Origin of the sequence: Planococcus salinus (assembly GCF_003719725.1) — a bacterium.
GTDB classification, from domain to species: Bacteria; Bacillota; Bacilli; order Bacillales_A; family Planococcaceae; genus Planococcus; species Planococcus salinus.
In genome coordinates this window covers 306,956-320,023 of the sequence record NZ_RIAX01000002.1, presented here as the reverse complement: position 1 = coordinate 320,023, position 13,068 = coordinate 306,956, and the positions used below count along the sequence as shown (strand labels likewise).

General features: G+C 48.0%; 11 protein-coding genes. All 11 read left to right on the top strand.

Features of this window, described 5'->3' with window-relative positions:
* Positions 1 to 108: 108 nt before the first annotated feature.
* The 11 genes from EEX84_RS04220 (at position 109) to smc (ending at position 13,061) form a co-directional block, all read left to right on the top strand.
* A complete protein-coding gene (locus EEX84_RS04220) occupies positions 109 to 1,221 on the top strand; it encodes an RNA-guided endonuclease TnpB family protein (protein ID WP_123164336.1) in 1,113 nt (370 codons plus the stop codon).
* 182 nt (positions 1,222 to 1,403) lie between these two features.
* Positions 1,404 to 2,066: an L-serine ammonia-lyase, iron-sulfur-dependent subunit beta gene (gene sdaAB / locus EEX84_RS04215; protein WP_123164335.1), complete on the top strand. Its 663-nt coding sequence runs from the start codon at positions 1,404 to 1,406 to the stop codon at positions 2,064 to 2,066.
* Between the two features lie 15 nt (positions 2,067 to 2,081).
* Positions 2,082 to 2,981, top strand: a complete 900-nt coding sequence (sdaAA, locus tag EEX84_RS04210) for an L-serine ammonia-lyase, iron-sulfur-dependent, subunit alpha (RefSeq protein WP_123164334.1) — start codon at positions 2,082 to 2,084, stop codon at positions 2,979 to 2,981.
* Positions 2,971 to 5,013: an ATP-dependent DNA helicase RecG gene (gene recG, locus EEX84_RS04205; protein WP_123164333.1), complete on the top strand. Its 2,043-nt coding sequence runs from the start codon at positions 2,971 to 2,973 to the stop codon at positions 5,011 to 5,013. Before sdaAA ends, recG begins: the two co-directional genes overlap by 11 nt.
* Before the next feature lie 88 nt (positions 5,014 to 5,101).
* Positions 5,102 to 5,686 (top strand): transcription factor FapR, encoded by a 585-nt coding sequence (fapR, locus tag EEX84_RS04200; protein ID WP_123164332.1) that lies wholly within the window; start codon positions 5,102 to 5,104, stop codon positions 5,684 to 5,686.
* Positions 5,683 to 6,675: a phosphate acyltransferase PlsX gene (plsX, locus tag EEX84_RS04195; RefSeq protein ID WP_123164331.1), complete on the top strand. Its 993-nt coding sequence runs from the start codon at positions 5,683 to 5,685 to the stop codon at positions 6,673 to 6,675. Before fapR ends, plsX begins: the two co-directional genes overlap by 4 nt.
* Complete coding sequence (gene fabD, locus EEX84_RS04190; RefSeq protein ID WP_123164330.1) at positions 6,672 to 7,607, top strand: ACP S-malonyltransferase; 936 nt, start codon at positions 6,672 to 6,674, stop codon at positions 7,605 to 7,607. Before plsX ends, fabD begins: the two co-directional genes overlap by 4 nt.
* Entirely contained in the window at positions 7,604 to 8,350 is a 747-nt protein-coding gene (gene fabG / locus EEX84_RS04185; RefSeq protein WP_123164329.1) for a 3-oxoacyl-[acyl-carrier-protein] reductase, read from the top strand. Before fabD ends, fabG begins: the two co-directional genes overlap by 4 nt.
* A gap of 39 nt (positions 8,351 to 8,389) precedes the next feature.
* Positions 8,390 to 8,629, top strand: a complete 240-nt coding sequence (locus EEX84_RS04180) for an acyl carrier protein (RefSeq protein WP_123164328.1) — start codon at positions 8,390 to 8,392, stop codon at positions 8,627 to 8,629.
* Positions 8,630 to 8,754: 125 nt separating this feature from the next.
* Positions 8,755 to 9,510 (top strand): ribonuclease III, encoded by a 756-nt coding sequence (rnc, locus tag EEX84_RS04175; RefSeq protein WP_123164327.1) that lies wholly within the window; start codon positions 8,755 to 8,757, stop codon positions 9,508 to 9,510.
* Positions 9,511 to 9,512: 2 nt separating this feature from the next.
* Positions 9,513 to 13,061 carry a chromosome segregation protein SMC gene (gene smc / locus EEX84_RS04170; RefSeq protein WP_123164326.1) on the top strand — a complete coding sequence of 1,183 codons (3,549 nt, stop codon included), beginning with the start codon at positions 9,513 to 9,515 and terminating at the stop codon, positions 13,059 to 13,061.
* The last annotated feature ends 7 nt before the right edge of the window (positions 13,062 to 13,068 follow it).

Here is a 13,068-nt window from a genome sequence, read left to right as displayed (position 1 = left end):
AGATGAATGTCGGTTGGCGTCAGCCAAAATGGTCTTTCTGTCTCTAACGGGATATAATCAAAGGAAAACAAATTATTGAAAATTTTTTGTTCGGAAAGGAGGCAGGAGATGGCGAACAAAGCGTATAAATTCCGTCTGTACCCAACCCCCGAGCAGAAGATCCTGTTCACCAAAACCTTCGGCTGTGTCCGTTTTGTTTACAACAAGATGCTCGCTGAACGGAAAGCGACGTATGAACAATTCAAAGACGACAAAGAAGGGCTGAAAAAGCAAAAGCTGCCGACTCCCGCCAACTACAAAACCGAGTTCGAATGGCTCAAGGAAGTGGACAGCCTGGCCCTTGCCAACGCCCAGCTGAATTTGCAGAAAGCCTACACGAACTTCTTTTCAGGTCGGGCAAAATTCCCGAAATTCAAAAGTCGCAAGTCGGCACAAACCTACACAACCAACGTGGTCAACGGAAATATCCAGTTAGTGGACGGTTCCATTAAATTGCCGAAACTCAAACTCGTCAAGCTGAAACAGCACCGGGAAATTCCACCGCATCATGTCATCAAGTCGTGTACCGTTTCCCAAACCGCAACGGGTAAGTACTTTGTGTCGATCCTTACCGAATACGAACACCAGCCGAAACCACGGGACATCAAGCAGGTAGCCGGTTTGGATTTTGCCATGGACGGCTTGTTTGTCGAAAGCGAACAGGGTAAGAAAGCCAATTACCCTCGTTTTTATCGGCAATCAGAAGCCAAACTGGCGAAAGAACAGCGGATTCTGTCACGCAAAACAAAGAATTCCGCTCGCTGGAACAAGCAGCGCATCAAAGTGGCCAAGCTGCATGAACAAGTAGCAAACCAGCGGAAGGATTTCCTGCACAAAGAAGCAAGACGCTTGGCGACTCACTATGATTGCCTCGTCATCGAAGACCTCAACATGAAGGGAATGTCTCAAGCCTTCCGTTTCGGAAAAAGCGTTGCCGATAATGGATGGGGCATGTTCACGGCATTTCTCCAATACAAATTAGCGGATCAAGGAAAACGGCTCATCAAGATCAACAAGTGGTTTCCTTCTTCCAAAACGTGTGCGTGTTGCGGGCAGGTAAAAGACGTTCTGCCTCTTTCCGAACGACTATTTTCCTGTGATTGCGGATTCATCTCCGACAGGGATTGGAACGCCGCCATCAACATCAAAAACGAAGGAATACTGATGTTGGGCTTGACCTGAAAACCAAAACTCTTGGAACAAGAGGGTTAGCTCGGTCTATGTTCGCTGGCTGGTAAAAGTAGCGATAAGTCGAGAAGCCCCCACTTCAAGCAACTCGTAAGAGTGTTAAGTGGGGGGTAGTTCACTCCTGCAAATTCATGTAAACTAAGGCTATAAAGCATAGAGAGGAAGGGGTTTGAGCAATGAAGTTCAAATCTGTTTTTGATATTATCGGCCCGGTTATGATCGGGCCTTCTTCTTCGCATACGGCAGGAGCTGCCCGTATCGGGAGAGTGGCAAGAGATTTATTCGGAAGACAGCCGAAATGGGCGAAAATCCATCTGTACGGCTCATTTGCCGAGACCTATAAAGGGCATAGCACAGATGTGGCCATTATTGGAGGGCTTCTCGATTACGATACATTTGATGAACGCATCAAAACGTCTTTTGAAGAAGCGGAAAAAGTGGGTCTGGACTTTGAGTTTATTCCGGAAACGGGGCATGTAGACCACCCTAATACGGCTAGAATCGTCCTGGGGGATGAACGTTCTGATATGTCGCTCATGGGAATTTCCATCGGTGGCGGAAAGATTGAAATCACAGAACTCAACGGTTTTCCGTTGCGTTTATCCGGTAACCACCCGGCGATCCTGGTGGTCCATGATGACCGTTCAGGATGTATTGCAAACGTTGCCAATTGTTTATATAAATACGACATCAATATCGGTCATATGGAAGTTTCCCGAAAAGAAAAAGGGCGTATGGCGCTGATGGTGATAGAAGTGGATCAAAATGTTGATAAAGAAGTAATGGATGAACTTTCCGAGCTTCCAAATATTACACAAGTGACGAGGATTGCTGATTAACAGGAGGTTTTACTGATGGAAGTGTTATTTCGCAATGTCCGGGAATTGGTGGAACGGGCTGAAAAAGAAGAAAAATTGATTTCAGAGATTATGATTGAACAGGAAATAATGATAACCAATCGCTCCCGCGAAGAAGTGATGCAGCAGATGGACCGCAATTTAACCGTCATGGAAGAAGCGGTGGAAAAAGGATTGCGGGGAGTACATTCGATTTCCGGCCTGACCGGCGGAGATGCCGTGCTGCTGCAGGCCTATATAGAAAAAGGCAATTCATTGTCCGGCCAGCTGTTGCTCGATGCAGTCAGTAAAGCAGTCGCTACAAACGAAGTGAACGCGGCCATGGGCACTATTTGTGCGACCCCGACAGCCGGCTCTGCAGGAGTGGTTCCAGGAACTTTGTTCGCTGTGAAAAATCAATTGAATCCGAGCCGGGAGCAAATGATCCGTTTCTTGTTCACTTCCGGGGCATTCGGTTTTGTAGTGGCAAACAATGCTTCGATTTCCGGTGCTGCAGGAGGCTGCCAGGCAGAAGTCGGTTCCGCGGCAGCAATGGCTGCAGCGGCCATCGTGGAAATGGCGGGCGGAACGGCGCAGCAAAGCTCTGAAGCTTTCGCTATTACGATGAAAAACATGCTTGGTCTTGTCTGCGATCCAGTGGCGGGGTTAGTGGAAGTACCTTGTGTAAAAAGAAATGCCATGGGAGCAGCCAATGCGGTGGTGGCAGCCGATATGGCATTGGCGGGTGTCACCAGCCGGATTCCTTGTGATGAAGTGATTGGCGCGATGTTTGAAATCGGCCAGACCATGCCGACCGCTCTCAAGGAAACCGCCAAGGGTGGGCTTGCTGCGACGCCTACCGGTAAATGGCTTGAAAAGAAAATATTCGGCGGGGCAGTTGTGGGCAGTGGACAGTAAAGAATCGGTCGCCACATTAAAAGGGGTCGGCAAGCAAGCCACCGAAACACTGCAGGAAATGAAGATTGAAACCCTTCATGATCTTATCATGACATTTCCGTACCGCCATGAGGATTTTCAGTTGAAGGATTTGGCTGACACGCCTCATAATGAGCGGGTTACTGTGGAGGGAAGGGTCGAAAGTGAACCTTCCGTCCTTTTTTTAGGGAAGAAGAAATCCAGAACGCAAGTGCGTGTGCTGGTAGGCCGTCATCTGATTAAAGCGGTGTTCTTTAACCAGCATTACATCAAGGCGAAGTTACAGATCGGTGCCATTATCACCTTGACAGGAAAATGGGACCGGGGCCGCCAAATCATCACCGTGCAAAGCCATTCCCTTGGGTCACGGCCAGATGGCGCCGACTTTGAACCTGTTTACAGTTTAAAAGGCTCAATGAATCAAAAGAATTTCCGGAAGCTGATGCGGCAAGCGCTCGATTTGTGCAAAGAAGAGCTGGAAGATTGCCTGCCGTTGTCATTGCGCGATGCGTATCAGCTTGTGTCCGTGCAGGAAGCGTTGGAATGGGTGCATTTTCCTCCCGACGGAGAAGCGTTGAAGAAAGCACGCCGCCGTTTTGTCTATGAGGAATTGCTGTTGTTTCAGTTGAAAATGCAGGCCCTGCGGAAAAAGAATCGTGAGGAAGAAGGCGGTTCGCAGATTGATTATGACCTCCACAAGTTAAAGCAGTTTATTGCTGCTTTGCCATTTGATCTGACAGCAGCCCAAAAGCGTGTGGTCAATGAAATATGCAAAGACATGAAAGAACCTTATCGGATGAACCGTCTGTTGCAGGGGGATGTGGGTTCCGGCAAGACTGTGGTAGCGGCCATTTCCCTTTATGCGGCAGTGACGGCAGGTCTGCAGGGGGCGCTCATGGCGCCAACGGAAATTCTGGCGGAACAGCATGCCAATACGCTGGCTCAATGGTTTGAGCCGTTCGGATTGAACATTGCTCTCTTAACAGGTTCGGTCAAAGGGAAGAAACGCCAGTTGATTCTGGAACAACTGGCTGCAGGGGAAATCGATATCCTGATCGGAACCCATGCGTTGATTCAGCCTGATGTGCAGTTCCAACAGCTGGGGTTGGTCATTACAGACGAGCAGCACCGCTTTGGGGTCGACCAGCGCAGAATCCTGAAAGACAAAGGCTATAATCCGGATGTCCTGTTCATGACTGCCACGCCGATTCCCAGAACGTTAGCCATTTCAGCATTCGGGGAAATGGATGTTTCCGCTATTGATGAAATGCCTTCCGGCAGAAAGGAAATTGAAACTTTCTGGATGAAAAAAGAAATGTTCGGAAAAGTAATCGGACGGATGGAAAAGGAATTGGCGGCAGGACGACAAGCTTATGTCATTTGTCCGTTGATTGAGGAATCGGACAAGTTGGAATATCAGAATGCGGTAGATCTGTTTCAGCAATTATCAAGTTATTTCCAAGGTAAATACAGTGTCGGGCTGATGCATGGCCGGCTGCATCCTGACGAAAAAGAAGAAACAATGCGCGCTTTTACAGAAGGGAACATTTCCGTGCTGGTTTCCACGACGGTGGTGGAAGTCGGCGTGAACGTGCCAAATGCTTCGTTTATGCTGATTTATGATGCTGAGCGCTTCGGGTTGTCACAGCTTCATCAATTGCGTGGACGTGTCGGCCGGGGAAGCGAACAATCGTACTGCGTGCTGCTGGCTGACCCGAAGACGGAAGTCGGAAAAGAACGGATGGCTTCAATGACGGAAACAAATGACGGCTTCGTGCTCGCTGAAAAAGATTTGCAGCTGAGAGGTCCCGGAGACTTTTTCGGACGCAAACAAAGCGGTGTGCCTGAATTCAAGATGGCTGATTTGGTCCACGATTACCGGGCTTTGGAAACGGCTCGGAAAGATGCAGAAAAGCTGGTGAACAGTGAGGAGTTCTGGCGCAGTGAAGAAACCGCCTGTCTTCGTGGGCATTTGGAGGAGTCCGGAGCTCTTTCGATCGGCAGGCTGGATTAGAATGCAAGGTGCAACTTATCCTTGCATTCTTTTTTTGTTATTTATATACTCATATTAGTACCAAGTGCTAATAGCGGGCGGTGACACAGTGAGAAAACCGAAAAAAGAACGGCAACTGGCCTTGCGTGAATGGATAAAGGAAAATCCGTTTGTAACGGATGAAGAGTTATCGGCCAGGTTTGATGTAAGTGTCCAGACAATCCGCCTTGACCGCATGGAATTATCGATTCCCGAATTGCGTGAGCGGATTAAACATGTTGCTGAAAAAACGTTCGAAGACGAAGTGAAATCACTTCCGATTGACGAAGTGATCGGTGAAATCATCGATATCGAACTGGACGAAAAGGCAATTTCCATATTTGATGTGAAACCGGAACATGTTTTCCAGCGCAACCAAATAGCAAGAGGCCATCATTTATTCGCACAGGCCAACTCTCTGGCTGTAGCTGTCATGAACGAAGAATTGGCGCTGACAGTGAAATCTGAACTGCAGTTTCTTCGTCCGGTGACAGCAGGTCAGCGTGTAGTGGCAAAAGCGCAGGTGGTGGAACGCAATCAGGAGAAGAACCGAGCGTATGTAAAAGTGGTTTCTTCTGTGGACCAAGCAACTGTTTTTATCGGTACGTTTGAAATGTATCGGATGACAGAGCAAAGTGAAGGTGGCAACCAATGATAATAGCAGTAGATGGCATGGGCGGCGATCACGCTCCCAAAGAAATTATTGAAGGCGTGTTGAAAGCCTTGGATGAATACACTGATTTAACGGTTCAGTTATATGGGCATACAGAAAAAATGCAGCCTTACTTAAAAGAGCATGAACGCCTCCAAGTGATTCATTGTGAAGAAGTGATCGAAGCGGAAGACGATCCGGTCCGTTCGGTCAGAAGGAAAAAAGACGCTTCGATGGTCCGGATGGCGCAGGCCGTCAAGGATGGTCAGGCAGACGCCTGCGTATCAGCAGGGAATACCGGGGCATTGATGTCTGCGGGGTTGTTTGTGGTCGGCCGAATTGAAGGTGTCGATCGTCCTGCATTGGCACCGACTTTGCCGACAATCGACGGCAAAGGATTCGTGATGCTCGATATGGGGGCCAATGCAGAAGCACGGCCTGAGCATTTGGTGCAATATGCAGTGATGGGCAGCATTTATGCCGAAAAAGTAAGAGGCATCCAAAACCCGACTGTAGGGTTGCTTAATATTGGAACCGAAGAAAAAAAAGGGAACGACCTGACAAAAGGCGCTTTTCCGTTGTTGAAGCAGGCGCCGATCAATTTTATCGGCAATGTGGAGTCCCGCGATCTGCTGAATGGTGCAGCTGATGTAGTGGTGACAGACGGCTTTACGGGCAATATAGTGCTGAAGACAATTGAAGGCACGGCGATGAACGTCTTTTCGATGATCAAAGATGTTTTCATGTCATCGGCCAAAACGAAAATCGCGGCTTTTCTTGTGAAAGACAATATAAGTGGTTTGAAAGGAATGCTCGATTACAGCGAATACGGTGGAGCAGGATTGTTCGGCTTGAAAGCCCCTGTGATCAAAGCGCACGGATCTTCGAACGCCAACGCTTTGTTCAATGCTATACGGCAGACCCGGACGATGGTTGAATTCGATGTGACTGGCACCATTTACAATACACTGAAAAAGGAGAGCGCAGAATGACAAAGATTGCATTTATTTATCCAGGGCAAGGTTCCCAGACTGTCGGTATGGGAGAGAGTTTCCTGGCCGATCCGACAAGCCGTCAGTATTTCGAGAAAGCAGACGAGGCACTTGGGGTGCGTTTGTCTGAACTGATGCTTGAAGGGCCACAGGAAAACCTGACACTCACTTATCACGCACAGCCGGCACTGCTGACGGTCAGCAGTATGATTACCGAGCGCTTGAACCGCGAAGGGATTTATCCGGATTTTACAGCTGGGCACAGCCTTGGGGAATACAGCGCACTCGTTGCTTCTGAGGTCATGAATTTCGAAGATGCCGTCAGAATTGTACATAAACGTGGGTTATTCATGAACGAAGCTGTTCCTGCAGGAGAGGGTGGCATGGCAGCTATTCTCGGCATGTCGAGTCAATCATTGGAAGAAGTGACGAACGAAGTGACGGACCGTTACGGAGTAGTGCAGCTGGCAAACCTGAATTCACCTGGCCAAATTGTGATATCCGGCACTAAACAAGGTGTCGAACAAGCATGTGCTTTGGCAAAAGAGCGTGGAGCGAAACGGGCTATTCCTTTGGATGTCAGTGGACCATTCCATTCCGAACTGATGCGTCCCGCCTCCCAGGACTTGTCAAAAGTGCTGAGTGAAGCTTTCTTGAAAGACGCGAAAGTTCCTGTGATTTCAAACGTCAAAGCAAAAGGCGAAACAAAAGCTGCTCAAATCCAGGAGCTGCTTGTCCGCCAATTGTATTCACCCGTTCTATGGGAGCAATCGGTGAAGGAAATGATCGATTCAGGTGTGACGGTTTTTGTGGAAGTCGGTCCGGGCAAAGTACTCAGTGGACTGGTGAAGAAAATCGATCGTTCAGTCAAATGCCTGCCGGTATTTGACGTGGAATCAATGGAAAAAGCGGTAAAGGAGCTGTCTGAATGAGCAAGCTAGCAGGAAAAACGGCAATCGTGACGGGCGCTTCGCGTGGAATTGGCGCGGAAATCGCACGCAGTTTCGCAGCTGAAGGAGCCAACGTAGTGGTCAACTACAGCGGAAGCAAAGAAAAAGCGGAAGCTGTAGCCGAAGAAATCCGGAAAAGCGGTGGAGAAGCCATCGTGGTAAAAGCGGATGTGGCAGACGCCGACCAAGTAAAGGCGATGATCGATGAAACAGTGAAAACCTTCGGAGCGGTCGATGTGCTGGTCAACAATGCCGGGATTACACGTGACAACTTGATGATGCGCATGAAAGACGATGAATGGGATGACGTCATCAATATCAACTTAAAAGGTGTCTTTGTTTGTACGAAAGCTGTGACACGTCAAATGATGAAACAACGCTCCGGCCGCATTGTCAACATCGCTTCAATTGTCGGTGTCATGGGCAATGCAGGGCAGGCCAATTACGTGGCGGCCAAAGCAGGCGTGATCGGCTTGACGAAAACCACGGCTCGTGAGCTGGCGAGCAGAGGGATTACCGCTAATGCCATAGCGCCGGGATTCATCATGACAGACATGACGGACAGATTGTCGGATGATATCCAGCAGACTATGCTTGGCCAAATTCCGCTTGGCCGTTTCGGAAAACCGGAGGAAGTGGCGAAAGCTGCATTATTCCTTGCCTCCGACGAAGCATCTTATATGACGGGTCAAACGCTGCATCTTGATGGCGGAATGGTCATGTGAGAAAAAGTTTTGTATACTGATTGAGGGGAGGTGACGACATTGTCAACAGTATTGGAACGGGTAACAAAAGTAATCGTAGATCGTCTAGGCGTGGAAGAGAACGAAGTGAAACCTGAAGCTTCTTTCACAGGCGACTTAGGAGCCGACTCTTTGGACGTAGTTGAATTGGTTATGGAACTTGAAGATGAATTCGATATGGAAATTTCTGATGAAGACGCCGAGAGCATGTCAACAGTAGGCGACGCGGTAGCGTATATTGAAAAGAACCAGAATTCATAAGTGAACAACCTATTGGCGCACAATCGCTTTTCCACCATGCGGTTGTGCGTCAATTGTTATTTTGCACAATAGCAGAAAAACAGGTAAAATCGGTAATGAAGAAAGTCGAAGGAAGGCAGATAAAAATGGCTACGAGAAAAAAGACGAACCAGCAAAAGCCAGGGGTCCTGAAAGAAAGTGTCCGTAAAGCTTTTGACCAGCTTCAGCAAGAAATGAATGTAACTTTTAACCAAGCTCCGTTGCTTTATCAGGCTTTTACCCATTCATCTTATGTGAATGAGCATCGAAAAAGATTTTATACAGATAACGAGCGCCTTGAATTTTTAGGGGACGCAGTGTTGGAATTGTCTGTTTCCCATTATCTGTTCATGAAGTACCCGGAAATGAGTGAAGGGGAATTGACCAAACTGCGTGCGGCGATTGTGTGCGAACCTTCGCTTGTTCAATTTGCCAACGAATTGAATTTCGGTTCGTATATTCTTTTGGGGAAAGGCGAGGAATTGACAGGCGGCAGAACGCGTCCCGCATTATTGGCCGATGTCTTTGAATCGTTTATCGGCGCTTTGTATTTGGATCAAGGCCTTGAATCGGTCGTTAAATTTTTGGAAGTTGTGTTATTTCCAAAAGTGGATATCGGTGCTTTTTCGCATGTGATGGATTATAAAAGTCAGTTGCAGGAGCTGGTGCAGCAAAAAAATAACGGTGCTTTGACTTATGAGATCATCGATGAAAAAGGCCCGGCTCACAGCAGGACCTTTGTAACACGTGTTTCGCTTGCTGATGAAGAACTGGGGATTGGCAATGGCCGTTCCAAAAAAGAAGCGGAACAACAGGCGGCGCAATTGGCCATCCGTAAATTGCAGCAGGCAATGGAGGATTAGGAATGTATTTGAAAAGAGTGGAAGTGATGGGATTCAAGTCTTTTGCCGATCGAATCGGCATTGACTTTGTCCCTGGCGTAACAGCTGTTGTCGGCCCGAATGGAAGCGGCAAAAGCAATGTGACCGATGCGATCCGTTGGGTACTCGGAGAACAATCAGCGAAATCGCTGCGCGGTGCGAAAATGGAGGATGTCATTTTTGCCGGCAGTGAATCCAGAAAACCATTGAGTTTTGCAGAAGTGACATTGATACTGGATAATACCGATGGACGAGTCCCTCTCGATTACAGCGAAATCAGCGTAACGAGGAGGGTTTTTCGAAGTGGGGAAAGCGCCTATCTGCTGAACAAGCAAAACTGCCGATTAAAAGACATTACGGATTTATTTATGGATTCGGGACTTGGGAAAGAAGCGTTCTCCATTATCTCACAGGGACGTGTGGATGAAATTCTAAATAGCAAAGCGGAAGAAAGGCGTTCAATTTTCGAAGAAGCCGCCGGTGTTTTGAAGTACAAGCAACGGAAGAAAAAAGCGGAGTTTAAATTGAGCGAAACCGAAGACAATCTGAACCGCGTGCTCGATATCCTGCATGAACTGGATGGACGGATGGAGCCGCTGCAAATCCAGGCGTCGAAAGCGCGCGATTATTTGGATATGACAGAGCAGCTGAAAGATGCCGACATCGCTCTGCTGGCGCATGATGTATCACAACTTGAGCTGGAACTCGGCCGTTTGTCCGAAGATGCCAAAGAACACACAGCAAAAGAACAGGAACTAGCAGAAGCGATTGCTGAAAAAGAACAGGAAATGGCGGCTATCCGGAAGTCGTTGGGTCAGTTGGACAAAGCCATTGACCGCAGTCAGAACGAATTGGTGGAAGCAAGTGCCGAAAGTGAGAAATGGGAAGGCAGAAAGCTCTTGATGTCGGAGAAAAAACATAATGCCGATCGTCAAACGCAGCAGCTGCAGGAAAGTGTGGATGCTGAACAAGCGGAGAATGCACTGTTGCAGAAAAAACATACGGAACAGACCGCTCTGCTTGAAAAGCAGAAAAGAGAACAGCAATCGATTATAAGCCGGATCAAGCAACTGGAAAGCCAATTGCGACTGTCCCCAGCTGATATCGACGATGAAATCGAAGGACAAAAATCGGTTTACATCGATTTGATGAATGAACAAGCAAGTGTCAAAAATGAATTGAAGAATATAGAATTTCAGGAACGGCAATTATCAGAATCGACTGGCCGGATTGCCAGTCAACAATCCGACTTTGACCGGGAACTGATTAAGCTGGAAAAAGAGCGGCAGTCAGCGCAAAAGGATTTGGATGAAGTCCAACAGATGCTGGCAGCAAAGCGGCAGCATTATCGTCAGATGGAAGAAGAGTACGGTCAATTCAAAGAGGGATTTGATAAAAAGCAGGACATGTTGATCCAGGCTTATCAGTCACAAAAGCAATTGACCGCACGCATCGAAACTCTGCAGGAGCTGGAAGCGGATTTTTCCGGCTTTTTTCAGGGAGTACGTGAAGTCCTTAAGGCTCGTGAGAAAGGACACCTCAATGGTATTGTGGGGGCCGTAGCAGAAATTGCCCAAGTGGACCAGCCGTATGCGAAAGCGATTGAAACCGCGTTGGGAGCCTCCAGCCAGCATATTATTACGGAAACCGAAGCTCATGCCCGTGAAGCGATTGAGTTTCTGCGGAAAAAGAAAGCGGGGCGTTCAACTTTCCTGCCGATGAATGTCATGAAGCCAAGGAAGATTCCGGCTCAGACGATCGAGACTATCCAACAGCACCCTTCCTATATCAAAATGGCTTTCGAACTCGTCTCTTATGATTCTTCTTACAGCATGATCATCGAAAACCTGCTGGGCAATGTCATTATCGCAAAAGACCTGAAAGGGGCTACCGCCATTTCGAAGGCGACAATGAGCCGGTACCGGGTGGTAACATTGGAAGGTGATGTGGTCAATGCCGGTGGTTCCATGACCGGCGGTGCCAATAAAAACCAGGCCACTTTCTTTACGAGAAAAGCAGAACTCGAACAGCTGATCACCCAGTCCAAAGAATTGGATGAGACAATCCTGCAGGCCGAGAAAAAAGTCAGCAGGGAAAAAAAGGAATTGGAAGAGGCGGCAGCAAGCCTGCAGCAGCTTCGCGCGGAAGGTGAGCAGTTCCGGAATTTGGAATCCGAACGCTCGATTGTGCTGCGGGAAATTGAAGCCGTTCTGAAAACGACACGAGAACGCTATCACTTGTTCATGGCCGAACAAAAAAACAAAGATTTGGATTTGACTTCTGTCACGGAGCGGAAACAAAGCGCATCGGAAAGACTGAGGCAGATTGAACAGGAATTAACCGGCATTTCACAGAAAATAGATGAACTGACCGGTTACAAGCAGCAGAACGAATCGGCCCGTGATGCCATTCTGTCAAAATTGGCTGAACAGAAATCTGCTTCTGCTGTTATGAAAGAGCGGGTCACACAGCTGGTTCAAAGCGAAGCGGAATTGCTGGAAAGAAAGCTGAAAAGCGACAGGAAGCTGGAAGAAAGCCGGCAAGCCCTTGCGTGGATCCAGTCGGAGGAAGCGGCAAACGGGTATTCTGATGAAGAAATCGTTCAGGAAATCTCAAAATGGACAGCAAAAAAGACCAAAGTGCAACAGCAGATCCAACAAGCCAAAAACGAACGGACGACACAGCAAAAAGAGTTTGATGAGCTGGAAAAAGAAACAAAAGAACAACAGCGGTTACACAAAGGATTTGTGGAAGCCATCCGTATCTGTGAAGTAAAATCGACGCGTATCGACGTTCAGATACAAAGTCTGGTCGGTCAGTTGGAAAGTGCCTATCATTTAACGTTCGACGAAGCGAAACGGTATTCGTTGACAGACGAAGAAAGCGTTGTCCGGAAAAAAGTGAAGTTGCTGAAGCAATCGATCGAAGAGTTGGGCCCTGTCAATCTCAATGCCATTGAAGAATTCGAGCAAGTGGCTGAACGCCATCAGTTCCTGACAGACCAGCGCACTGATTTGAATGAAGCAAAGGACACACTGCGGATGGTGATCCGCGAAATGGACGAAGAAATGACACACCGTTTCGAAGATACTTATCATGCAATCCGCGATCAGTTCCAGCGGGTATTCAAAGAATTGTTTGGTGGTGGATCGGCCGATCTTATTTTAACAAATCCGCAGGATATGCTGCTGACAGGAGTGGAAATTATTGCTCAGCCACCCGGCAAGAAACTCCAGAATCTGAGTTTGTTGTCAGGAGGGGAAAGGGCATTGACTGCCATCGCCCTGTTATTCGCTATTTTAAAGGTCCGACCGGTTCCGTTCTGCATTTTGGACGAAGTGGAAGCGGCGCTTGATGAGTCGAACGTCGTGCGTTACAGTCAGTACTTGAAGAAATTCAGCGAAGATACCCAGTTCATCGTCATTACGCACCGCAAAGGGACGATGGAAGGGGCCGATGTGCTGTATGGCATCACCATGCAGGAATCCGGAATCTCCAAACTGGTATCTGTTAAACTGCAGGAAGAAGTCTAAAAAAGGA

Excerpts from the sequence above, each read along its gene's own strand:
- EEX84_RS04220 (WP_123164336.1), top strand. The coding sequence starts at position 109 with ATGGCGAACAAAGCGTATAAATTCCGTCTGTACCCAACCCCCGAGCAG.
- sdaAB (WP_123164335.1), top strand. The coding sequence starts at position 1,404 with ATGAAGTTCAAATCTGTTTTTGATATTATCGGCCCGGTTATGATCGGG.
- sdaAA (WP_123164334.1), top strand. The coding sequence starts at position 2,082 with ATGGAAGTGTTATTTCGCAATGTCCGGGAATTGGTGGAACGGGCTGAA.
- plsX (WP_123164331.1), top strand. The coding sequence starts at position 5,683 with ATGATAATAGCAGTAGATGGCATGGGCGGCGATCACGCTCCCAAAGAA.
- fabD (WP_123164330.1), top strand. The coding sequence starts at position 6,672 with ATGACAAAGATTGCATTTATTTATCCAGGGCAAGGTTCCCAGACTGTC.
- fabG (WP_123164329.1), top strand. The coding sequence starts at position 7,604 with ATGAGCAAGCTAGCAGGAAAAACGGCAATCGTGACGGGCGCTTCGCGT.
- rnc (WP_123164327.1), top strand. The coding sequence starts at position 8,755 with ATGGCTACGAGAAAAAAGACGAACCAGCAAAAGCCAGGGGTCCTGAAA.
- smc (WP_123164326.1), top strand. The coding sequence starts at position 9,513 with ATGTATTTGAAAAGAGTGGAAGTGATGGGATTCAAGTCTTTTGCCGAT.